The organism is Streptococcus mitis, from assembly GCF_009496205.1.
Taxonomy (GTDB): domain Bacteria; phylum Bacillota; class Bacilli; order Lactobacillales; family Streptococcaceae; genus Streptococcus; species Streptococcus mitis_BN.
In genome coordinates, this window is record NZ_WIJO01000022.1 from 1 (window position 1) to 22,280 (window position 22,280).

Annotated in this window: 25 protein-coding genes and 3 pseudogenes; 17 read left to right on the forward strand and 11 right to left on the reverse strand. The window is 38.0% G+C overall.

The annotated features are described in order from the left end of the window. Together GEZ85_RS05090 and GEZ85_RS05095 are read right to left on the reverse strand one after the other, a co-directional pair. Positions 1-345, reverse strand: a pseudogene (locus GEZ85_RS05090) (CPBP family intramembrane glutamic endopeptidase); the annotation flags it as partial. A 179-nt stretch (positions 346-524) separates the two neighbouring features. Next, positions 525-1,133: pseudogene (locus GEZ85_RS05095) on the reverse strand (Type 1 glutamine amidotransferase-like domain-containing protein). A 399-nt stretch (positions 1,134-1,532) separates the two neighbouring features. Here GEZ85_RS05095 and GEZ85_RS05100 point away from each other — a divergent pair. Beyond that, entirely contained in the window at positions 1,533-2,006 is a 474-nt protein-coding gene (locus tag GEZ85_RS05100) for a hypothetical protein (RefSeq protein ID WP_153209569.1), read from the forward strand. Here the strand turns inward: GEZ85_RS05100 and GEZ85_RS05105 are convergent. The 3 genes from GEZ85_RS05105 to GEZ85_RS05115 all read right to left on the reverse strand — a co-directional run bounded on the left by GEZ85_RS05105 (position 1,989) and on the right by GEZ85_RS05115 (position 2,694). Then, entirely contained in the window at positions 1,989-2,186 is a 198-nt protein-coding gene (locus tag GEZ85_RS05105; RefSeq protein ID WP_150533777.1) for a hypothetical protein, read from the reverse strand. The two genes, GEZ85_RS05100 and GEZ85_RS05105, sit on opposite strands and share 18 nt — an antisense overlap. Positions 2,187-2,195: 9 nt before the next feature. Then, the gene (locus GEZ85_RS05110) at positions 2,196-2,378 is read right to left on the reverse strand and encodes a hypothetical protein (protein ID WP_050253700.1); all 183 of its coding nucleotides are present in this window, start codon (positions 2,376-2,378) and stop codon (positions 2,196-2,198) included. 178 nt (positions 2,379-2,556) lie between these two features. Beyond that, positions 2,557-2,694, reverse strand: coding sequence for a hypothetical protein (locus GEZ85_RS05115; protein WP_153209570.1), 138 nt, complete (start codon positions 2,692-2,694; stop codon positions 2,557-2,559). 161 nt (positions 2,695-2,855) lie between these two features. Here GEZ85_RS05115 and GEZ85_RS05120 point away from each other — a divergent pair. From GEZ85_RS05120 to GEZ85_RS05170, 11 genes and pseudogenes are all read left to right on the forward strand, one after another. Further along, a pseudogene (locus GEZ85_RS05120) lies at positions 2,856-3,670 on the forward strand (LexA family transcriptional regulator). A 151-nt stretch (positions 3,671-3,821) separates the two neighbouring features. Next, complete coding sequence (locus GEZ85_RS05125) at positions 3,822-4,772, forward strand: Abi family protein (protein WP_023937584.1); 951 nt, start codon at positions 3,822-3,824, stop codon at positions 4,770-4,772. A 158-nt stretch (positions 4,773-4,930) separates the two neighbouring features. Then, complete coding sequence (locus GEZ85_RS05130; protein ID WP_153209571.1) at positions 4,931-5,962, forward strand: Abi family protein; 1,032 nt, start codon at positions 4,931-4,933, stop codon at positions 5,960-5,962. 366 nt (positions 5,963-6,328) lie between these two features. After that, a complete protein-coding gene (locus tag GEZ85_RS05135; protein WP_153209572.1) occupies positions 6,329-7,474 on the forward strand; it encodes a site-specific integrase in 1,146 nt (381 codons plus the stop codon). A gap of 120 nt (positions 7,475-7,594) precedes the next feature. Continuing rightward, complete coding sequence (locus GEZ85_RS05140; RefSeq protein ID WP_153209573.1) at positions 7,595-8,164, forward strand: CYTH domain-containing protein; 570 nt, start codon at positions 7,595-7,597, stop codon at positions 8,162-8,164. Positions 8,165-8,275: 111 nt separating this feature from the next. After that, positions 8,276-9,235 (forward strand): ribose-phosphate diphosphokinase, encoded by a 960-nt coding sequence (locus GEZ85_RS05145; RefSeq protein ID WP_084926530.1) that lies wholly within the window; start codon positions 8,276-8,278, stop codon positions 9,233-9,235. A 9-nt stretch (positions 9,236-9,244) separates the two neighbouring features. Beyond that, on the forward strand, positions 9,245-10,360 hold the full coding sequence (locus tag GEZ85_RS05150) for a cysteine desulfurase family protein (RefSeq protein ID WP_153209574.1): 1,116 nt from the start codon (positions 9,245-9,247) through the stop codon (positions 10,358-10,360). Positions 10,361-10,364: 4 nt separating this feature from the next. After that, entirely contained in the window at positions 10,365-10,712 is a 348-nt protein-coding gene (locus tag GEZ85_RS05155) for a DUF1831 domain-containing protein (protein ID WP_000863540.1), read from the forward strand. Between the two features lie 7 nt (positions 10,713-10,719). Then, positions 10,720-10,935 (forward strand): DUF4649 family protein, encoded by a 216-nt coding sequence (locus GEZ85_RS05160; RefSeq protein WP_153209575.1) that lies wholly within the window; start codon positions 10,720-10,722, stop codon positions 10,933-10,935. Between the two features lie 82 nt (positions 10,936-11,017). After that, positions 11,018-11,659, forward strand: a complete 642-nt coding sequence (locus GEZ85_RS05165) for a redox-sensing transcriptional repressor Rex (protein WP_000653417.1) — start codon at positions 11,018-11,020, stop codon at positions 11,657-11,659. Between the two features lie 17 nt (positions 11,660-11,676). Continuing rightward, positions 11,677-12,366, forward strand: coding sequence for a gamma-glutamyl-gamma-aminobutyrate hydrolase family protein (locus tag GEZ85_RS05170; RefSeq protein ID WP_153209576.1), 690 nt, complete (start codon positions 11,677-11,679; stop codon positions 12,364-12,366). On the opposite strand, the gene radC is transcribed toward GEZ85_RS05170, so the two are convergent. The 3 genes from radC to GEZ85_RS05185 form a co-directional block, all read right to left on the reverse strand. Further along, a complete protein-coding gene (radC, locus tag GEZ85_RS05175) occupies positions 12,363-13,043 on the reverse strand; it encodes a RadC family protein (protein ID WP_033688879.1) in 681 nt (226 codons plus the stop codon). The two genes, GEZ85_RS05170 and radC, sit on opposite strands and share 4 nt — an antisense overlap. Positions 13,044-13,085: 42 nt before the next feature. Continuing rightward, complete coding sequence (gene pcrA / locus GEZ85_RS05180; RefSeq protein ID WP_153209577.1) at positions 13,086-15,377, reverse strand: DNA helicase PcrA; 2,292 nt, start codon at positions 15,375-15,377, stop codon at positions 13,086-13,088. A gap of 184 nt (positions 15,378-15,561) precedes the next feature. Further along, on the reverse strand, positions 15,562-17,232 hold the full coding sequence (locus GEZ85_RS05185; protein ID WP_000845262.1) for a formate--tetrahydrofolate ligase: 1,671 nt from the start codon (positions 17,230-17,232) through the stop codon (positions 15,562-15,564). A 229-nt stretch (positions 17,233-17,461) separates the two neighbouring features. On the opposite strand from GEZ85_RS05185, the gene coaB reads away from it, so the two are divergent. The 5 genes from coaB to GEZ85_RS05210 all read left to right on the forward strand — a co-directional run bounded on the left by coaB (position 17,462) and on the right by GEZ85_RS05210 (position 20,606). Then, positions 17,462-18,151, forward strand: coding sequence for a phosphopantothenate--cysteine ligase (coaB, locus tag GEZ85_RS05190; protein ID WP_049547282.1), 690 nt, complete (start codon positions 17,462-17,464; stop codon positions 18,149-18,151). An 11-nt stretch (positions 18,152-18,162) separates the two neighbouring features. Beyond that, the gene (gene coaC, locus GEZ85_RS05195) at positions 18,163-18,714 is read left to right on the forward strand and encodes a phosphopantothenoylcysteine decarboxylase (RefSeq protein ID WP_049547281.1); all 552 of its coding nucleotides are present in this window, start codon (positions 18,163-18,165) and stop codon (positions 18,712-18,714) included. Beyond that, positions 18,698-19,261: an ECF transporter S component gene (locus GEZ85_RS05200; RefSeq protein WP_000747412.1), complete on the forward strand. Its 564-nt coding sequence runs from the start codon at positions 18,698-18,700 to the stop codon at positions 19,259-19,261. Before coaC ends, GEZ85_RS05200 begins: the two co-directional genes overlap by 17 nt. Before the next feature lie 290 nt (positions 19,262-19,551). Further along, positions 19,552-20,079 carry an ECF transporter S component gene (locus GEZ85_RS05205; RefSeq protein ID WP_001097396.1) on the forward strand — a complete coding sequence of 176 codons (528 nt, stop codon included), beginning with the start codon at positions 19,552-19,554 and terminating at the stop codon, positions 20,077-20,079. Between the two features lie 11 nt (positions 20,080-20,090). Beyond that, on the forward strand, positions 20,091-20,606 hold the full coding sequence (locus GEZ85_RS05210) for a transcription repressor NadR (protein ID WP_153209578.1): 516 nt from the start codon (positions 20,091-20,093) through the stop codon (positions 20,604-20,606). Here the strand turns inward: GEZ85_RS05210 and GEZ85_RS05215 are convergent. The 3 genes from GEZ85_RS05215 to GEZ85_RS05225 form a co-directional block, all read right to left on the reverse strand. Beyond that, positions 20,603-21,070 (reverse strand): 8-oxo-dGTP diphosphatase, encoded by a 468-nt coding sequence (locus GEZ85_RS05215; RefSeq protein WP_153209579.1) that lies wholly within the window; start codon positions 21,068-21,070, stop codon positions 20,603-20,605. The genes GEZ85_RS05210 and GEZ85_RS05215 overlap by 4 nt on opposite strands. A gap of 72 nt (positions 21,071-21,142) precedes the next feature. Continuing rightward, entirely contained in the window at positions 21,143-21,631 is a 489-nt protein-coding gene (locus GEZ85_RS05220; RefSeq protein WP_153199051.1) for a GNAT family N-acetyltransferase, read from the reverse strand. A gap of 14 nt (positions 21,632-21,645) precedes the next feature. Next, a complete protein-coding gene (locus GEZ85_RS05225) occupies positions 21,646-22,272 on the reverse strand; it encodes an NAD(P)H-dependent oxidoreductase (RefSeq protein ID WP_084930127.1) in 627 nt (208 codons plus the stop codon). Between the last annotated feature and the right edge of the window lie 8 nt (positions 22,273-22,280).

Here is a 22,280-nt window from a genome sequence, read left to right on the forward strand (position 1 = left end):
TATAAAGAATAGCGGTATCAGATAAATTGATACTCCGTTTAATTCTAAGGAGGATACAGAGAATAGTATCAAAATTGCTAACAAATGAATAATGAAATAAATACTACTATTTTTTCTTTTATTAAATACAAAATATTTAAATTTTATATTATTCCTTTTCAAATAAAAGCCACTTGCAATAGCTGGACCAAGTGCACCTACTATATGTAACATTCTCCCTATAAATGTTTCTAATCCCAAAATATGAGATTGAGTAAATATGGCAAGAAGCCCCCAAGCTATATAAGTAATTCCAAATGTACAATAAAGATAATTTTTTAAATTCTTTTTGTCAATTTCTGTCATTTTATCTTCCTTATCTTGATTATTTTATGAATAAGATTTTTACTGCTTCTTAGTTGCTGTCGATTTTAAACTACCTATATTCTATCACAAAAACACAAAAAAAGCCTTACAATCAAGGCTTTTCATTATTCATTTCGTCAATACTTTAGTTTCGTAGATTCAGATTCGCATGATTAAAACTAGTCAATTTTCTCAATAATGTTTCCAAGTTTATCTAATACAAGACATGAATGATCATTTAGTGGAATTATGGGAACATTAACGAGTTCTTCAGCTCTATCCTTATTTGCTTTATCATTCCATGAATCATAATGGACACTAATTAAAAACTGACTAAAGACTCCTAATCCATTTTTTATCTTTATCTGATGATCTGAATTATCATTAGGTGAGACATAGACTTTTTCTCATAATAATAGGGCTCCTGCAGAGAACCCTATAACTTTTGCCCCTTTATTAAGCATATGATCGATATAATTTTTGAACTCCTGATTGACATAAGTAGATATATATTTTTCCGTATTTCCACCACCGATAATAACTAGATCAGCATCTAGATAGCTATCAAAATTAATCTGCTCAGTATCCAAGAGTAAGTAATCAGTGTTTAGGTTAGAAAAATGGCTTCGGAAAACTTCCGTGTACTTTTTCATGTACGGTTCCCAATTTTCTCGATAAACTGTAAAAATGACAATTCTTTCGATCTTCCTTGATGACACAATTTTATCAACAATGCTATGTTTCTTTATCGGCGGATTTCCACCCATCAAAAAAAATTGTTCGTCCAATCTTTCACACTTTCTAAAGATACATAAAGTTTAAACAAGTTTATTCACGTTTCTAAATTATAATTTTTTCTTAAAACATATCATTAAACATATCATTTTATTATAAACTGACTAAGATCGCACCAGCAATACTACATACTAGACGATTCGGACTTACCGTATCATTTCGTCGGTTTCCCTCCTCATTCTACGAGTCCTATCGCATGGGAGATCATTACTTCTACTTCGCTGATGCCTCAGCTTGAACAAGCAGTGATACCGCCTCAACATGTGGTGCTAGTCAACATCTATATTATATAACGAAAGTAATAGAGTGTTTTATAGAATTATTCTATAATATTCTTGACTAGGACCTCTCACCGTTTTAGTCAAAATTCCAATAGAAAGGAGGAAAAGAAAATGAATCTAAATCAAATCCGTATTTTAGAAGCTTGCCATAAATTTTTAATTGGTCTTACGGAATTTAAGGATGAATTACAAAATGATTCCCTCGTCTACCGATTCCAAGATAAAAATATTACCTTTGTAACCTATCAAGAATACAGGAATTTATCATTTACCGATTACAAATTAAAATTTGATTCTCTGCATGGTTCCATAACTAATATAGATGCTAGAGAAGATTTGATAGATGTATTATTCCAAAACGAACATGAATTAAGAGTTTTAAACAGCATATCCGATTTAGAACAAGCTCGTATTCAGATTTTTAAACTACTATCACAAGCTAATCTTGAAATACTAACTGAAAAAAATTCAAATGCAAAAAAAGATTATTTTGGTTACCAGTTCCGTAATCTCGAAACAAAAGAATCATATCCAATTTATTTGTTTCCAGAAAATGCTAATTTTGAACTAGTTGCCATCATTTGATAGGATATCTGCTTCAAAACGAAACCAATTCAGCTCATGAGCAAGCTCTTCAAGCTCGTGAGCTTTTTTATTGAACTCTTTGACAAGCTCATTAAATTTCTCCATATTCGTAACATTTACTTTAACTTCAAGGTTCATTGAATTTTTAGCCATTCTTCTTACCCCCTTATCTAAATTCATCTTTTACCATTACTCCTCTTGAGAAGAATTTTTTGGAAGTCTGCTTGTAATTGATTTAGCAAACTCTTCTACACTCGATTTTTCAAAATCCATATATTTTTTGTATAGTTCATTTACTTTATAAATGTGGTAATGCATCATAATAGATGTCACAATAAAAGATGTTAAAATTGAAATTATCAATGATTCCACGATATCTCCTTCCTACTCCTTATCTTTTTTATCACATCGGTACTTCACTATCTGACGGATAGTAAAAGATACAATCACAAATCCTGCTAGGCTTATCAAGCCAACATTTTCATCCATTGCTTTTCACAGCAAATGATGGTACACTATCAAGTAGAGGTTGGGGCTTCTGCCCCTTTCTCTACTTTTTGTTTTGAAGCCTACGTTTGTGTTCTAAGATTTGTTTGTGCCACAAACGAGCTTCGTTTACTAAGCCTAGTACCAAGATGACGGTTGTGGTGTCCTTGGTTGCTAGGCTTTTTATGATGTGTTCCATCATTTGCCTTACCTCCTTTTCCTTAAGCTTGATTTAATTATAATATGATTTTTTCGTATTATCAATAGTTTTTATCAAAAAAATAGGATTTTTTCGTATTTTTGATTGTTTATCAATCAAAAATGATATATAATGTAATTATAAAAAATACGAGGTAATCGTAAATGGATGAAAAAAAACGAATGCGAATTATTGCTGAAAATATTACACACTTTAGAAAGCAACGTGGCATCACCCAAAAAGAGTTGGCTAAAGAAGTTGGAATTACAGCAAGTACTATGACAGACTATATGAAATTAAGAAGCGCTCCTTCTTTTGGTGTTATCCAAAAACTTGCTGATTATTTCGGTGTTAAAAAATCAGATATAGATACTACTTTTAAAGAAGAATCCATCAATTCCTTCTCAGATGTTCCAGATTTACTCACACAGCAAATCACAAACACAGCTCGAAAATTAAACACTAACAATAAAAAAATTGTGCTACGAATGTCTGAGGATCTTCTGAACGAGCAGAAAAACGAAGAAGAAACGAAGATAAACGAAGATAAACGAAGATAAACGAAGTATCGGAAGTTATCAGCTTGTACCAAGTTGAGGTAGTATCTGAGACGGCAGCAGCTTGTGGATTTAACTACGGATTTGGTTACGACGATACAGACAGAGAGACTATAGAGGTTGACGAACAACCACCACGCCACGATATTGCTACCAAGGTAAGTGGAGATTCCATGCAACCTGACTACCAGAACGGAGACATTCTCTATTTAGTAGACAAGGGACTGACTACCTATAATGGAGACCTAGCAGTTATCGCATACGGAGACCGTTCTTACTTCAAGAAGATATATACCGAAAATGGACGCTTACGCCTAGTATCGCTCAATGACAAGTATGAAGACATCATCCTAGACTTCCCACCAGCCGAAGACACACACATCAAGATTTATACAGTTGTCGGGGTGTATAGAGGGGAATAGAAAAAATTATTTTTTTAAAAATATTAAAAAAACAGTTGACTTTTTAAAAAAAATCATTTAGAATGAATTCATTAGAGAAAAAGCGTCGGGATCTCTACGGGGACCGATACGGGAAAACTCCTTCATTCTAAATTAGAATGGGGGAGTTTTTTTGAAGCCATTTAAAACAATCGAGGAACAAATCGCAACACTAAAAATCAGAGGGTTATCCATTACAGATGAGTCTAAAGCAGCTAAGTACCTGCTAAGTAATAATTACTACAATATTATCAATGGATACAGTAAGTTTTTTCAACACCCTGGTACTGACACTTATATTGACGGCGTCACATTTGACGAAGTTTCAAGTCTCTATACATTTGACAAAGATGTAAAACGAGCCATTTTGCAAGCTATTCTTGAAGCTGAACACCATATCAAGTCAATCACTGCTCACAGATTCGCCGAAGCTTACCCCAGTCAAAAATACGCTTATTTAAACACCAATTCTTATGCAGATAATAAAATATTAGACGTGGGATTTATTGTATCAAAACTATCCAAAATCATAAACACAAACAAGCGATACAGAGGAAATTCAATTCACCACTACGCACATACTCATTCAGATGTCCCAATCTGGGTACTAACTGATTATCTAGAGTTTGGAGATTTACGCACAATTATTGAAAACCTGCCGAACTCACTCCAAAATGAAATCGCACGGGATTTAGTAAGTTTTATAAGCACAAACATACCTGACTTTAACGATGTTTTCCCACCAGAAACCTTGATATCTTTTCTAAAAAATATTAACGAGGTACGAAACAAATGCGCTCACAATAATCGCTTATTAAACTTCAGATGCCGTTCTAATAGTACGTTTTGGGAAACGATTCATAACGAAGAGATCTTGATGGGAGATGACAGTAGAAAAACTGTATATTCAACAATTATTAGCCTTCAATGCTTTATTAGTAAAGCAGAATTTAACATTTTGTGGAATACTCTTAGAAAGAAAGTTATCAAACTAGAGAAAAAACTGCCTTCTATAGACATCAATGTAATCAACCAGTCTTTAGGTTTTCCTAATGATTGGCACCGTAATGAACCAAGAGTATAAATTAAAACCAACTGTTTCCAAAATGGAAATAGTTGCTTGACAAAAATAACAAAAGACTCTATAATGTATTTATACGAATTGGTCCGGATGCCCGATGCATCCTACCGAAAGAGTCTCAATACATTATTGAGGCTCTTTCGTGCTTTATAGGAGAAAAAATGAAACCTTTTTCCGATTTTAATAAACAAATTAAAATATTAGAAAATAGAAACTTAACTATTTTAGATAGAAAAGCAGCTAACTTTGCTCTCAGAAACTACGGTTATTACGAAATAGTAAATGGATACAAGATTTTTTTACTTGATTCATCCAAAAAAGTTGAAACATTTTTAGAAAAGGAAACATTTGAACACCTTGTTTCACTTTATAATCTTGACAAACAAATCAGAAGTTTGGTCATGCAAGCGACTTTGAAAGTAGAGTTATCTCTAAGAACAGCCCTAGCTTATACTCTAGCAGAAGATTTTGGTATTTTAGAATCAGATTATCTGGATAGAAAAAATTACAATAAAGGGAAATTTCAACGTAAACACAAAAAATATCAAAGAGATTTTCTTCTGGATATGCTTAAAGACATCGCAGCCAATAGACCTGTAGAGCCTTTAAACTCTTATCGAATCAAACATAAGCACATACCTCCATGGATACTTTTTAAAGAAACAACACTAGGAAATATCACCAATTTTATTAAAATCCTAAAAGGTCCACAAAAAGACAAGATTATTTCTCTTTGTACAGGTCTTTCTAGCTCTCAACTAACACCAGCAGATAAAACTTTATTTATAGAAATACTAGATTTAATATTAGCATTCAGAAATCGTGCTGCTCATGGCGGACGCATGTTTAATTATAAAGCAAGTGCGAGTCTAAGTTACCACAAAAAGTTTCATAACCAAATAAAGATAACACCGGCTGATTACCGAAATGGTAAAGGGCAAAGAGATTTATATACTTTCTTCCATTCTTTAGCCTTATTTGATAACAAAGCAGGCTTTAACTTATTAGAATTATGTCTCTATTCTATAAAGGAGCATGACGCATCATACCCCTCAGATTGGCTAGTTTTAGCCAGTGAAATGGGATATCCAAAAGATGTTCTAAAAACAGATTTACAAAGGCATCGTAATTTCCACAAAAATTACCGTTGGAGATACCTGTGGCATGCTATAAAAAATATATTTAAAAAATAGAAAATAAAAAAATCTCCACAATCTCCAACGGCAAACTTTGAGTGTGAGGACTCAACTTTCCATTTTTGACAAAATGATATATATTTGATAATATATAGTTACTAACCTAGGAGAAATCCTAGTGCAAATAATCTGGTTGGCACAAGCTGCCACGCAGAAACGGTAACTATAAATTTAGTTACCGTTTTTTGTTGAATTTAAACAAAAAAATCCCCACACTCTCCATCGCCAAACTTTGAGTGTGAGGATTTAACTTTCCATCTAGCAAGCAATGGAAAGGATGATAAAAAAATACACCTATAGTTTATCATAAGTTCTGCACCTTTTCAACTATGCGGGCAAGCAATCGAAAAGAAAGGACTTTTTATGATAAAAAAATATATTACCAAAAAAGGAGAAACTAGATATCTCTTTCAAACCTATCTGGGTATAGACCCTGCTACTGGAAAAGAAAAACGCACAACACGCCGTGGTTTTAAAACCATAAAAGAGGCCAAGGCAGCCGAACGTGATCTTCTCTTGGATGTTGAAGAGAATGGTTTTTCAAATAATGAAGCTTTCCAGAATCCTACTTTCGCTGAAGTCGCTGAATTATGGCTTGATAGCTATAAAAACACTGTGAAACCAACAACCTATCAGAACGTTAAGAAAAAACTTGATGTTATGATTGACTTGTATTTTGCAGATATGAAGATTCAGCAGATTAGTGTCGCTTATTGTCAAAAGGTTGCTATCAAGTTAAGTAATCGCTATATCCTCTATGCCAATTACTACTCTGTCATCAGTCGAATTTTCAAGTATGCCACTTCTATTGACATTATTAAGTCAAATCCCTTAGACAAGATTATCAAGCCTAAAAATAGGTCCTTAAAGGCCAAAGATAACCACTATACAAAACAGGAACTAACGGAGTTTCTTAAAGTTTGCAAAGTAGATTGTAAGCCTGTAGAGTATACCTTTTATCACTTGCTAGCTTTTACTGGTTTGAGATGTGGTGAGGCGCTTGGGCTCATGTGGTCAGATGTTGACTTTGAAAATAAACGATTAAGCATTTCTCGGACAGCTGTCGTTGTTAATAAAAAACAAACTGTTCAGGACCCTAAAACCAAAATGAGTAAGAGGGTTATCACTTTAGATGATGAAACTCTAAATGTATTGAAACTCTGGAAGCGTCAGCAAATAAAAGAATATTTTCGGGCTAGTGTGCCTTACAAACATGATTCAAATTATATCTTTACGAACAGTTTCGGAGGTTGGATTTCTCCTTCAGCTGTAAAAGAGAGACTTAGAAGATTCTTTTGTGAACACAATGATATCAAAAAAATTACGCCTCACGGTTTCAGGCACACACACGCTTCTCTCCTCTTTGAAGCTGGTATTACAGCTAAAATCATTTCGGACAGATTAGGTCACAACAATGTTCAAACAACCCTTGATATGTATACCCACATCAATGATAATCAACGTTTTGAAGTCGTTGATCAGCTCATGGATTTCATCCGTTCCAGCTAAAAGTAGAGTCGTATTCACTTTTAGATAAACACTATAAAACCAATGATTTCAAGGGTACAGAAAACCGTGAGCAGTTTATACCATAAATCCGCTTTCAACGATAAAGAAAAGGTAAGAAAAATGAAACATTTAGAAATTGAATTGAAAACACTATTGAAAAAAGATGAATATGATCGTCTAAAAGACCAGTTCACAGGTGTCACTCCTGTTCTTCAAAAAAATTACTACATGGACACGCCTGATTTTGAACTGCGAGAAAAGAAAGTTGCTATGCGCATTCGAACTTTTGAAGACTGGGCAGAATTGACACTCAAAGTCCCACAAAGTGTCGGAAACATGGAATACAATCAAAAATTGCAACTAAAAGATGCTGAAAACTATCTGAGCAAGAAAGAACTTCCTCAAGGACTAGTACTGGATGAGTTGGCTAAACATGGTATCCAGAGCAAGAACTGGCAGGTGCTCGGTTGTCTAACAACGCTTCGCTATGAAATGCAAACCGCTATTGGTCTCATGGCACTGGATGAGAGTCAGTACTTTGATATTACAGATTACGAATTAGAGCTTGAAGTTGAGAATCACGAGCAAGGGAAACAAGATTTCCAGCACTTTTTAGAGCAAAATCAGATTTCCTACCAAAAAGCTCCCTCAAAATTGGTCCGATTTGTCAAAAGCATGAAAAATAGCTGAAATAATCTCTATTTTTTGGTAAAATAGAAAAGATAAAATACAAAAATCCCAGTTCATATAGGCTAGGCAGATATGGCTAGGATTTAAAAAGTTTACAGAGGACGGTCTATAATGTCAGATAGAAAAAACATGAAACTTTTCGCACTCAACTCTAACCAAGAGATTGCACAGAAAATTGCACAAGCTGTTGGTGTCCCACTTGGAAAACTATCATCACGTCAATTTTCAGACGGAGAAATCCAAGTGAATATCGAAGAAAGTGTCCGTGGTTATGATGTTTACATCATCCAGTCTACAAGTTTCCCTGTTAACAACCACCTAATGGAATTGTTGATCATGGTTGACGCTTGTGTGCGCGCAAGCGCCCACAGTATCAACGTTGTCCTTCCATATTTTGGCTATGCACGTCAAGACCGCATTGCTTCACCTCGTGAGCCACTTACAGCTAAACTAGTTGCTAATATGCTGGTTAAGGCTGGTGTTGACCGTGTCCTTACGCTTGATTTGCATGCTGTTCAGGTGCAAGGCTTCTTTGATATTCCTGTCGATAACCTTTTCACAGTTCCCCTATTTGCAAAACATTATTGCGATAAGGGCCTACTCGGTTCAGATGTTGTCGTGGTTAGCCCTAAAAATTCAGGTGTAAAGCGTGCTCGTAGCTTGGCTGAGTATCTTGATGCTCCTATCGCCATTATCGACTACCCTCAAGACGATGCAACTCGCAACGAAGGTTATATTATCGGTGATGTTGAAGGTAAGAAAGCTATCTTGATTGACGATATTTTAAATACAGGACGTACCTTCTCTGAAGCTGCTAAAATCGTTGAACGTGAAGGAGCTACAGAAATTTATGCTGTTTCTAGCCACGGTCTCTTCGTCGAAGGAGCTGCTGAACTTCTTGACAATACTAATATTAAAGAAATTCTTGTGACTGATTCAGTAGCAACAAAAGAAAAAACTCCTAAAAACGTATGCTACATCACTGCTAGTGAGTTAATTGGTGATGCCATCGTCCGTATCCACGAAAGAAAACCAGTCAGCCCACTCTTTGCCTACAACAAAAAGAAATAAGGTGATTCTTTGATTTATTTGGACAATGCTGCAACGACTCCCATGTCAGCAGTTGCTATTTCAGCGATGACCAAGGTTATGCAAGAAACCCATGGAAATCCTTCTAGTATTCATGCTCATGGTCGTCAAGCTGGCAAACTCTTGAGAGAAGCCCGTCAAGAACTAGCTCAGTTACTGGGGACAAAACCTCAACATATCTTTTTCACTTCTGGTGGGACTGAAGGCAACAATACTGCCATCATTGGTTACTGCCTTCGTCACCAAGAGCAAGGAAAACATATCATCACGACTGCCATTGAGCACCATGCCGTCCTTGAAACCATTGATTACTTGGTTCAACACTTTGGTTTTGAAGCAACCATTATCCAACCAGAAAATCAAGAAATCACAGCCCAACAAATTCAAAAGGCCTTACGTGATGATACGATTTTGGTTTCTACCATGTTTGCTAATAATGAGACAGGAAACCTACTTCCCATTGCTGAAATTGGCCAAATACTCAAGCAACACCCTTCTGCCTATCATGTTGATGCAGTTCAAGCTATTGGTAAAATACCAATTCACCCCGAAGAATTGGGCATTGATTTTCTCACTGCTTCTGCCCACAAGTTCCATGGTCCTAAGGGAATCGGTTTTCTCTACGCATCTAGCATGGACTTTGATTCCTATCTCCATGGTGGAGACCAAGAACAGAAAAAACGTGCAGGGACTGAAAATCTGGCTGCCATCATAGGCATGGTTGCAGCCCTAAAAGAAGACCTAAAACAGCAAGAAGAACATTTTCAACATGTACAAAATTTAGAAACTGCCTTTCTTGCAGAGCTAGAGGGCATTCAATATTACTTGAATAGAGGAGAACATCATCTCCCTTATGTTCTCAATATTGGATTTCCTGGTCAGAAAAATGACCTCTTACTCCTTCGTCTAGATTTAGCTGGAATTTCAATCTCTACTGGCTCAGCCTGCACTGCAGGCATTGTACAATCCAGCCATGTTCTTGAAGCCATGTACGGGGCAAATTCAGAACGCTTGAAGGAATCCGTTCGTATCAGTTTGTCGCCAGAAAATACTGTTGAAGATCTACATACCCTCGCAAAAACCTTAAAAGAAATTATCGGAGGTTAGCCATATGGCATTTGAAAAAACCATTCAGTTAAAAAATTGTCGTTACGACTACACTCTTAGCCCTTCTGTTAAAAAATTCACCCTTAAGGACAACACCTTTTTTGAGACTAAGGTTGGTAACTATGAATTGACTCGCCTTTTGGAAAAAGTGCCGAACAGCGGTGAGGGATTCCAACTCAAAATCATCATTAACAAGGAACTTACAGGTGCTAAAATCAATATCACTGACAAGTTTGGGCTACGTCTAGTTGATATTTTCAAATCAGAAGACCACCACATTCATCAGGAAAAATTCTACTTCCTCATGGATAGCTTGGTAGAACGTGGTGTCTTTACAAAATCGGAAAGATAGGTCCCATATGTTTGAACTGACCTATAAGGACAACTATCATGTAGAGCGTACACTCAAGTATGAGGATTATAAAGCTCTCATGCTGGCTCTGTCAGGATGTGTGACCCTACCAGATACACTTTATGTGACTTCTCTGACTTTTAATGGCCAGAAAGTTTATCAGGGTCTGGTCGGAGACCTCTACCGATTTCTATCACATGCAGATTTTTTACATCAAAACTAAGATTTTTCTTAGTTTTTTCTTGTTTTTGTTGATTTTTTCACAATGTTTCTATAAAATAGAAGAATAGAAAGGTTGTGATTTTGTGAAAGATAAACAGTCTGCTATTCCAAAAGCTACAGCGAAAAGACTCTCTCTCTACTATCGAATTTTTAAGAGATTTCATGCAGAAAAGATTGAACGTGCCAACTCTAAGCAAATTGCAGAGGCTATCGGTATTGATTCCGCGACCGTACGTCGTGATTTTTCCTACTTTGGTGAACTAGGTCGCCGTGGTTTTGGCTATGATGTCAAAAAACTGATGACATTTTTTGCCGATTTACTCAATGATAACTCCATTACCAATGTCATGCTGGTTGGTATTGGAAATATGGGTCATGCCCTTCTCCACTACCGCTTCCACGAGCGTAACAAGATGAAAATTATCATGGCCTTTGACCTAGATGACCATCCCGAAGTCGGTACCCAAACTCCTGATGGAATTCCCATTTACGGGATTTCTCAAATCAAGGATAAAATCAAGGATGCTGATGTGAAGACTGCTATCCTGACAGTTCCCAGCGTCAAGTCACAAGAGGTTGCCAATCTATTGGTGGATGCTGGCGTGAAAGGAATTCTCAGTTTTTCACCAGTCCATCTGCATTTACCAAAAGACGTGGTCGTTCAGTATGTTGATTTAACAAGTGAACTCCAAACCCTCCTCTACTTCATGCGAAAAGAGGATTAGAAAGCGAAAATCATTTTATGAAAAAACCAGTTATTGGGATTACAGGAAACGAAAAAACTCATCCAGATGATGACATCATGATGAGCTACGTAGCAAAAGGCTTTGTTGAAGGCGTTAAAGAAGCTGGAGGAATTCCTATCATCCTACCGATTGGTGATCAAGAAATGGCCTGCCACTATATCAGTATGATTGACAAGCTCATCTTGACAGGTGGGCAAAATGTTGATCCAAAATTCTATGGTGAACCAAAAACCATCGATAGCGATGACTACCACCTTCAAAGGGATATCTTTGAACTGGCCCTCATCAAGGAGGCTATTAAACAGAAAAAGCCAATTTTTTCTGTCTGCCGTGGAACTCAACTCTTTAACGTTGCCATGGGTGGAACTTTGTACCAAGATATCGAAGACCATTGGCAGGATTGTTCTGCTGAGTACACAACTCAACGCTTGGTAACAGAACCTGATACTGTTCTTCGAGAAATCTATGGAGAAATCTCCCATATCAACTCCTTCCACCATCAGAGTATTAAGGATTTAGCACCTAACTTAAAGATTGCAGCTCATGATCCTAAGGATGGTATCATTGAAGCTGTCATAAGTACAGATGATGTTGCCTTTCTCGGTGTCCAATGGCACCCAGAATTTCTTTTTGAAAATCGTCCCAAAGATAAAAACCTCTTTGACTATATCGTTAATGAACTTTAAATTAAATCTGTCTTTTCTCGATAACTAAAGTAGCTGGAGTGAGAGACAATCAAATGGTCCAAGAGGACAATTCCCATCAAGTCGCAAGCTTCCTTGACAAGTTTAGTGACATGATCATCATTTCGGCTAGGGGCTACCGCTCCCGAAGGATGATTGTGAACCAATATGAGAGAAGTCGCCATATGCTTGATAGCATAGTGAAGAATCTCTCGCGGCTCAGCGATACTACGAGTTGCAGAACCGATAAAAATGGTCTGTTGATGGATGATTTGATTTTGAGTATTGAGATAGAGCGCCACCAGGTGCTCTTGTTTTTTATGTCCCAACTCCTGCTGCATCTTCTTGGCCAACTTTTGACTGCTGAGAATACTTTCCATCTCAAGAGTCTCATGTTTGTGAATACGATGGCCCAGTTCAATCATAGCTTGTAATTCTATGGCCTTAACTCGGCCAATACCAGACAGACTCTGCAATTCCTGCAGGGTCATTTTTTTCAAATCTGTTAGGCTTGAAAGATTGTTCAAAACTTTCTGGGCAATTTCAAAAACGCTAGCTTGACGTGTTCCTGTCCTAAGTAAAATAGCTAGCAACTCTTGATTACTGAGCGCTTCAACTCCTTCTTTTGCCAGCCTTTCTCTTGGCAACAGTGAATCTTCTTGGAATGAAATACTATACATAAAAATCCTCCTCACTTTATTATTCGTGAGAAGGATGGAAAATTATATTTTTTTCTCAATTGGGGCTACACTAGCTAAAAGTTTTTTCAAACCTACTTCTGGGAAATTGATTTTTAATTCCTGCGTAGCACCGCTTCCTGAAACTTCCAGAACAGTTCCCTCTCCCCATTTCTTGTGGAGAGCAATGTCACCAATGGACCAATTTGCCTCGCTAGACCCTGATTTTGATCCAGTAGTAAATTGACCAAATGGGAGACCGCTTGACTGGATAGTTTTTGGGGCCGCACTGCGTTTACGGTCTTGAAGAGCCTGAGCCAAACTCATACCTTGACCGAAGGCAACCCCACCACTGCTATAAGATGCCTTAAAGCTTGTATTGGCTGGACGGGCCAATCCTTGATACTCAAGCAAGTCTGAACTAATTTCATTAATAAAACGAGTCGGACGGTTGTAGTTGGTACGACCGAAAAGCAAGCGCGAGTTGGCATTGGTCAGATAGAGAATTTTCTCTGCACGCGTTATTCCTACATAAGCCAAACGGCGTTCTTCTTCCAATTCATCTTGATCTTCAGCTGCACGGCTAAGCGGAAAGACATTTTCTTCCATCCCAATCAAAAAGACAACTGGAAACTCGAGACCTTTGGCAGCATGAAGGGTCATCAAGGTCACTTCTGATGTCTCCTGACTACCTGAATCTGTGTCCGCAATCAAGGCCAAGTCATTTAAAAAACGACTCAATTTGTCCAAACCAGTTTCCTCTTCTGGCCCATCAGAGGTGTCATCAAAGTTTTTCGTCACAGAAAGGAACTCTTCGATATTTTCAACCCGAGCCTTACTTTCTAGAGTCGCTTGGGCATTAAGAATATCGACGTAACCTGTTTTTTCTAGAACGGCCTCAACCAACTCTGTAATAGTTAATTGGTCCAACTGCTCCCGCAAATCCAGAACCATATTGGCAAAATCCCAGATAGATTGGGCTGCCTTACCTTTGATTCCAGACAACATAATATTTGCAGAAGCATCTAGCATGGACATATTTTGCATGTTGGCAAAATCACGGATTTTCTCAACAGTTCCTGGGCCAATTCCACGTTTAGGTTCGTTGATAATACGTTCAAAACTGATATTATCACTCAAATTAGCAATGAGGTTGAGATAAGCAATAATATCACGAATTTCCTTACGGCTGTAGAACTTGGTCCCACCAACCATGGTATAAGGAATGTTAGACTTGAGCAGGGCTTCCTCAATAGTACGAGACTGGGCGTTTGTACGATAGAGAACTGCAAAATCCTTGTGAAGGAAATTTTGGTTGCGACTAAGTTCATCAATGGTTCTGGCTACAAATACAGCCTCATCCAGCTCATCATTGGCACGATAGTATACGATTTGCTCCCCATCCGCATTTTGGGTCCAGAGATTCTTAGGACGGCGGTTTTTATTGTTTTTAATAACTTCGTTAGCCGCTTGGAGAATGATTTTGGTTGAACGGTAATTCTCCTCTAACAAAACAACCTTGGCTTGAGGGTAATCCTTTTCGAAATCCAAGATATTCTGCATATCAGCACCACGCCAACCGTAGATAGACTGATCCGCATCCCCAACCACACAGATATTTTTAAAACGGGAAGCCAAGAGTTTGACCAATTGATACTGAGCGTGGTTGGTATCTTGGTACTCATCAACATGGATGTACTGAAACTTCTGCTGGTAGTAGGTCAAAACATCAGGATTTTGATCAAAGAGACGCAAGGTCAGCATAATCAAATCATCAAAATCAACGGATTCAGACTGACGAAGTTCTTTTTGATAAGCTGTGTAACACTGGGCTACGATTTGCGTGTACATATCGCCAGCTTGGGCAGCATAGGCAACATCATCAATCAGATCATTCTTAGCATTGGAAATTGTTCCTAAGATGCTCCGTTCATTCCATTTTTTCGGATCCAGGTTCAACTGCTTAAGAATGCGTTTCATAAGAGTTCGCTGTTCACCAGGATCGACAATTGTAAAATTACGGTTGTAGCCAATATGGTCCGCATCGCGACGCAAGATACGAACACACATGGAGTGAAAGGTCGCAATCAAACAGTCCTGAGTGGCTGGATTGAGGCCATAAGCACGTTCCTTCATCTCACGCGCAGCCTTATTAGTAAAGGTAATGGCCAAGATATTCCAAGGATTGACCAGCTTTTCATCAATCAGATAAGCAATGCGGTGGGTCAAAACTCGGGTCTTTCCAGAACCAGCCCCCGCCATGATCAACAAGGGACCTTCTGTCGTTTGCACCGCCTCAGCCTGACGGTCATTCATTCCATTTAATAATGCGTTCATCTTCTCTTCCTTACTCTTGAAGTCAATATTTCCATTATATCAGAATTCGAGGAAAATATCTTTAACTAGAATGGTTACGTATAGTAAACAACTCTCTCATCAACTGAAGACAACTACTTCTATCTAGATAAAAAATGAGCTTGGATTAAAATCTCCAAACTCATTTAAAGTCAATTACAATCTACTAGAACAAGCCTAGAACAGTTCCGTCGCTTTCAACATCCATGTTGAGAGCTGCTGGTCGTTTTGGAAGGCCTGGCATGGTCATGACATCACCAGTTAAAGCAACGATGAAGCCTGCACCTAATTTTGGTACCAATTCACGAATGGTAATTTCAAAGTTTTCAGGTGCTCCAAGTGCATTTGGATTGTCTGAGAAACTGTATTGAGTTTTAGCCATACAGATTGGCAATTTGTCCCAACCATTCTGAACGATTTGAGCAATTTGCGTTTGGGCTTTCTTCTCAAAGTTGACTTTGCTACCACGGTAGATTTCAGTAACAATTTTTTCAATCTTTTCTTGAACAGAAAGGTCATTGTCATATAAACGTTTGTAATTAGCTGGGGTTTCAGCAATTGTCTTAACAACTGTCTCAGCAAGTGCTACCCCACCTTCTGCGCCATCAGCCCAGACACTAGCCAACTCAACTGGTACGTCGATTGAAGCACAGAGTTCTTTCAAGGCTGCAATTTCAGCTTCAGTATCAGATACAAATTCGTTAATAGCTACGACTGCAGGTACTCCAAATTTACGGATATTTTCAACGTGGCGTTGCAAGTTAGCAAAACCTGCACGAACTGCTTCTACATTTTCTTCAGTAAGAGCGTCTTTAGCCACACCACCATTCATCTTAAGGGCACGAAGGGTTGCAACAATAACTACTGCATCTGGAGATGTTGGCAAGTTTGGTGTCTTAATATCAAGGAATTTCTCAGCACCAAGGTCGGCACCAAAACCAGCTTCAGTAACCGTGTAATCAGCTAAGTGAAGAGCTGTTGTCGTTGCCAAAACAGAGTTACATCCGTGAGCGATATTGGCAAATGGACCACCGTGTACAAAGGCAGGTGTTCCGTAAATTGTCTGAACCAGATTCGGCTTAATAGCATCCTTCAAAATCAATGCCAAAGCACCTTCAACCTGTAAATCGCCAACAGAAACAGGTGTTCGGTCATAGCGATAACCGATAACAATATTAGCCAAACGGCGTTTCAAGTCCTCGATATCCGTTGCCAAACAAAGAATTGCCATGATCTCTGAAGCAACTGTAATGTCAAAGCCATCCTCACGTGGAATACCATTTAGAGGACCACCAAGTCCAACGGTCACATGACGAAGAGCTCGGTCGTTTAAGTCCACAACACGTTTCCAGAGGATACGACGTTGGTCAATTCCAAGCTCATTCCCTTGGTGCAAGTGATTGTCAATCAAGGCAGAAAGCGCATTGTTGGCAGTTGTAATAGCATGCATGTCCCCAGTAAAGTGGAGGTTGATGTCTTCCATTGGCAGAACTTGAGCGTAACCACCGCCTGCAGCACCACCCTTAATCCCCATTACTGGACCAAGGGATGGTTCGCGGATGGCAATCATAGTTTTCTTGCCAATCTTGTTCAAAGCATCAGCAAGACCAATGGTAATAGTTGATTTTCCTTCACCTGCTGGTGTTGGGTTGATGGCAGTAACCAAGATCAATTTCCCAACTGGATTGCTCTCAACTGCACGGATTTTATCAAAGCTGAGCTTAGCCTTATACTTTCCGTACAACTCCAAATCGTCGTAAGAAATACCAAGTTTCTCTACAACATCAACGATTGGCTTCAACTCAATACTCTGTGCGATTTCAATATCTGTTTTCATTCAAAACTCCTCTAACCTCTTATATGATAATTCATTATAACACAAAACAAGATTTTTAACATCCTTAAACTCTCTAAACGTTCGTAAATATCTCTATTTTTAAGAATTTTAGAGCCCTTTCTTAAATTTTATATGGCTTTATAGTTTGAAACTATAGTAAATCTTCGTTTTTACCAAAAATTTATCACTTTTATTTTACTTACCGTTTATTTTTGTGTACAATAGTGCTATGAAAATTTTAGTTACATCGGGCGGTACCAGTGAGGCTATCGATAGCGTCCGCTCTATCACTAACCATTCTACAGGTCGCTTGGGGAAAATCATCACTGAAACCCTGCTTGCTGCAGGACATGAAGTTTATTTAATGACGACAAAACGAGCTGTGAAGCCAGAAGCCCATCCTAACCTAAGTATTCGAGAAATTAGCAATACCAAGAACCTTCTACAGGAAATGCAAGAACGTGTTCCGGATTATCAGGTCTTGATTCACTCAATGGCGGTTTCTGACTACACTCCTGTTTATATGACGGGGATGGAGGAAGTTCAGGCTAGCTCCAATCTAGAAGAATTTTTAAGCAAGCAGAATCATCAAGCTAAGATTTCTTCAACTGATGAGGTTCAGGTTTTGTTCCTAAAAAAGACACCTAAAATCATATCCCTAGTCAAGGAATGGAATCCTGCTATTCATCTGATTGGTTTCAAACTGCTGGTTGATGTCTCTGAAGATTATCTCATCGAGATTGCCCGAAAAAGTCTTATCAAAAACCAAGCTGACTTAATCATTGCAAATGACCTGACTCAAATTTCAGCAAACCAGCATCGTGCAATCTTTGTTGAAAAAGATCAGCTTCAAACAGTCCAGACTAAAGAAGAAATTGCAGAACTCCTCCTTGAAAAAATTCAAGCCTATCATTCGTAGAAAGGAAAGCTATGGCAAACATTCTCTTGGCTGTAACGGGCTCAATCGCCTCTTATAAGTCGGCAGATTTAGTCAGTTCGCTTAAAAAACAAGGTCATCAAGTCACTGTCTTAATGACTCAAGCTGCTATAGAGTTTATCCAACCTTTGACACTACAGGTACTCTCACAGAATTCCATCCACCTGGATGTCATGAAGGAACCCTATCCTGATCAGGTTAATCATATTGAACTTGGCAAAAAAGCAGATTTATTTATCGTGGCCCCTGCAACTGCTAACACTATTGCAAAACTAGCCCACGGCTTTGCGGACAACATGGTGACCAGTACAGCTCTAGCCCTGCCAAGTCATATTCCCAAACTCATCGCACCAGCAATGAATACAAAAATGTATGACCATCCGGCAACTCAGGCTAATCTGAAAACATTAGAAAGCTACGGCTATCAGCTGATTACTCCAAAAGAATCCCTACTAGCTTGTGGAGACCATGGACGAGGAGCTCTAGCCGACCTCACAATTATTTTAGAAAGAATAAAGGAAACTCTCGATGAAAAAACGCTCTAATATTGCACCTATTGCTATCTTTTTTGCAACCATGCTTGTGATTCATTTTCTAAGCTCACTTATCTTTAACCTTTTTCCATTTCCAATCAAACCGACCATTGTTCATATTCCTGTCATTATTGCCAGCATTATCTACGGTCCACGAGTTGGGGTTACACTTGGATTTTTGATGGGGTTACTTAGTTTGACGGTTAATACAATTACGATTCTACCGACAAGCTACCTCTTCTCACCATTCGTCCCAAACGGAAACATCTATTCAGCTATCATTGCCATCGTCCCACGTATTTTGATTGGTTTAACTCCTTATCTAGTCTATAAACTGATGAAAAACAAGACTGGTCTGATTCTAGCTGGTGCCCTTGGTTCACTTACCAACACAGTCTTTGTACTTGGTGGAATTTTCTACCTTTTTGGAAATGTTTTTGATGGTAATATCCAAAAACTCCTAGCAACTGTTATCTCTACAAATTCGATTGCTGAATTAGTCATTTCCGCAGTTCTAACCCTAGCCATTGTTCCAAGACTACAAACTTTGAAGAAATAAAAACATTCTCCGCTTTCAAACCTGAAGGTGGAGATTTTATTTGAAGTAGTTTCTTTTTAGTGAAATCTTTACCAATATTTATACTCAATGAAAATCAAAGAGTAAACTAGTAAGCTAGCTGCAGGTTCCTCAAAACACGGTTTTAAGGTTGCAAATGGAAGCTGACATTGTTTGAAGAGATTTTCGAAGAGTATTAACTTAAAAATGACCTATAAACCCAAGTAAATCCTTGCTTTATTGCCTTGTTTATTGTACTATACTAATGTATATACAGTAAAAAGGAGATTCTTATGAATACACGGAAAAAGACACAATTTATGACAATGACAGCCCTCTTAACGGCTATTGCGATTTTGATTCCAATTGTTATGCCTTTCAAGATTGTCATTCCACCTGCTTCTTACACTTTGGGGAGCCACATCGCTATTTTTATTGCCATGTTCTTGTCGCCCTTGATGGCAGTTTTTGTCATCCTAGCCTCTAGTTTTGGATTTTTGATGGCTGGCTATCCTATGGTTATCGTTTTTCGAGCTTTTTCCCATATCTTTTTTGGGACTTTGGGAGCTCTTTACCTGCAAAAATTTCCAGATACACTAGATAAACCAAAATCTTCTTGGATTTTTAACTTTGTTTTAGCGCTTATCCATGCCCTTGCTGAAGTATTGGCCTGTGTCGTTTTTTACGCAACTTCTGGTACCAATGTAGAAAATATGTTTTATGTTCTCTTTGTGCTAGTTGGATTTGGCACAATTATCCATAGTATGGTAGACTATACATTAGCACTGGCTGTCTATAAAGTGCTCCGAAAACGCCGTTAAAAGGAAAAACTATGACAAAAGATCGCAAACAAGCCCTGCTCAAACTCTTGAAAGAAGCTCCTAAAGCTCTCAATGGCCAAAGTTTGGCGGAACATTTTCATGTCACACGTCAGGTCATTGTCCAGGACATTGCAATTTTGAGAGCCGATGGCGCTCCTATCTTATCCACCAATCGTGGCTACGTCTATAAGCAAATTGATACTAACCCTTATGTTCATAAACTTTTCAAAGTTAAACATGAAGTTGAAGAAATCGGTCAAGAACTCCTTGCTATCATCGATAATGGAGGACGTGTCCAGAATACTTTGATTGACCATCCCGTTTATGGAGAAATTGAAACCTTGCTGAAACTGTCTTGCCGCAGAGATGTGCAACATTTTCTAGAACAAGTCGAGCATTCTGATTTTAGACCTTTATCTGAATTGACAGATGGTATCCATTACCACCTAGTTGAAGCTGAAACACAACAAGACCTCCACTACATTGAGGAGGCCTTGGATAAACTTGGTTATTTGGTAAAAGACTAGAAGATTTTCTTTTCCCAATCGTCTTCTGTACGGCGAGGGTAGAAAAATTCAGACTTGTCAGGAGCTTCCATCATCTCCATCAAGGGTAACATATCATAGGCCAGATCCAAATTTGGAATCTGGTCTTTTTGCACCCAAGAAACTTCTCCTTCATCTGAAGAGCGAAGGCTACCAGAGAACTCAGTTGCCTTATAACAAACGACAATATAGCGCCCACCTGTATCTAGTGGCCAATTTTTAATGCCGACAAGTTGAGGATTTTGGATAGTCAACCCTGTTTCTTCATAGATTTCACGAATGACAGACTCTGCGAAAGACTCGCCATTTTCTACATGACCTCCTGGAAAGGCATAACCAGACCAGCGATTGGTTGAAGGAGCGCGATACTGCATAACCACCCGTTGCGTTTCGAGGTCTTCTATTAGACAAATGTTTGTTAAAATCGTTAATTGTGCTCGAGACATAAATTTACTCACTTTCTAATTTATTAAATTTTTAGACTTGGTACCAGTACTATTAGCTTCTACTTTTTAAAATTATTTAGAATAGAATACCATCCGTTTTTCCTTTATAGGCTTTCCAAGTTCAAGCATCTTTTCTTGTCCATCAAAAGTAAAACCCATTTTTTGATAGAAAGCAATGGCTCGCTTATTATCTTTCAATACCCATAAGAAAATTTCAGAAAAATGATTAAGAGCAGTCAAAGCTGCTTTCATTAACTTTTGTGCGATGCCTTTTCCGTAATAGTCTTTTAAAACATATAAAGCAATAATTTCACCAGCTTGAATAGTCTCATCACGAAAATTGCCATAACTGATAAAACCAACTACCTTAAGGCCATCCATCGCAATCAATGTATTTTCTGGATACTTTTGACTAAAGAATCGACATCTTTCTAATGTCATTGTCTCCTGAAATTCTGCAGGCAAAAGGTCATCATAAGCCTCTCTCCACGTTTGCCAGTGAACGAAAGATTTACCTTCTATCTCTTCAGGAGTTTCCATTGATTTGATAATAACCGTCATTTATTTTCTTCTCCTTAATCCAACAGTCTGACTTCCTTTGCTACTTTTTGTAGAAATTTTTGTCTTGTTGAACTTGTATTTACTTCACGGCCTAACTCTCCTAAGATTGAAACCCTCTTTGTTTTGATACCGCAATGATTCAGGACAGCATTCTTTAATACTGATATTCCATAACTGTCTGGAATATTAATCGGACCTGAAAATACTTTGTACCACCAAGTTGGTGCCATGGAGGTTGCATAGATACTAGCTGTTTTTCCTTTTAGTAACTTTTTGAACTGTTTACCTCTCAAGTAGTTCAAAATAAAGCTTCCTCGATTATTTGCGGAGTATGCAATGCCTGGCGTAAAAACACGATCAATCCACCCCTTCAATAGACTAGGCATACTACTCCACCAAATTGGATAAACAAAAATGAAATGATCTGCCCACTGAATTAATTCCTGAGAGCGTAGAATAAACGGATCGTCCTCCATCCTTTGTCGATAACCATAACGTAAAACAGGATCAAACTCTTCTGCATTAAGATTAATCATTTCAAGTTCATGTCTCTTTGAGTCTATATTTTCTACAATCGTTTGAAAAATTGCTTGGCAGTAACTTTCTTTATCAGGATGTCCATTAATAACTAAAATATTCATAAAATTCC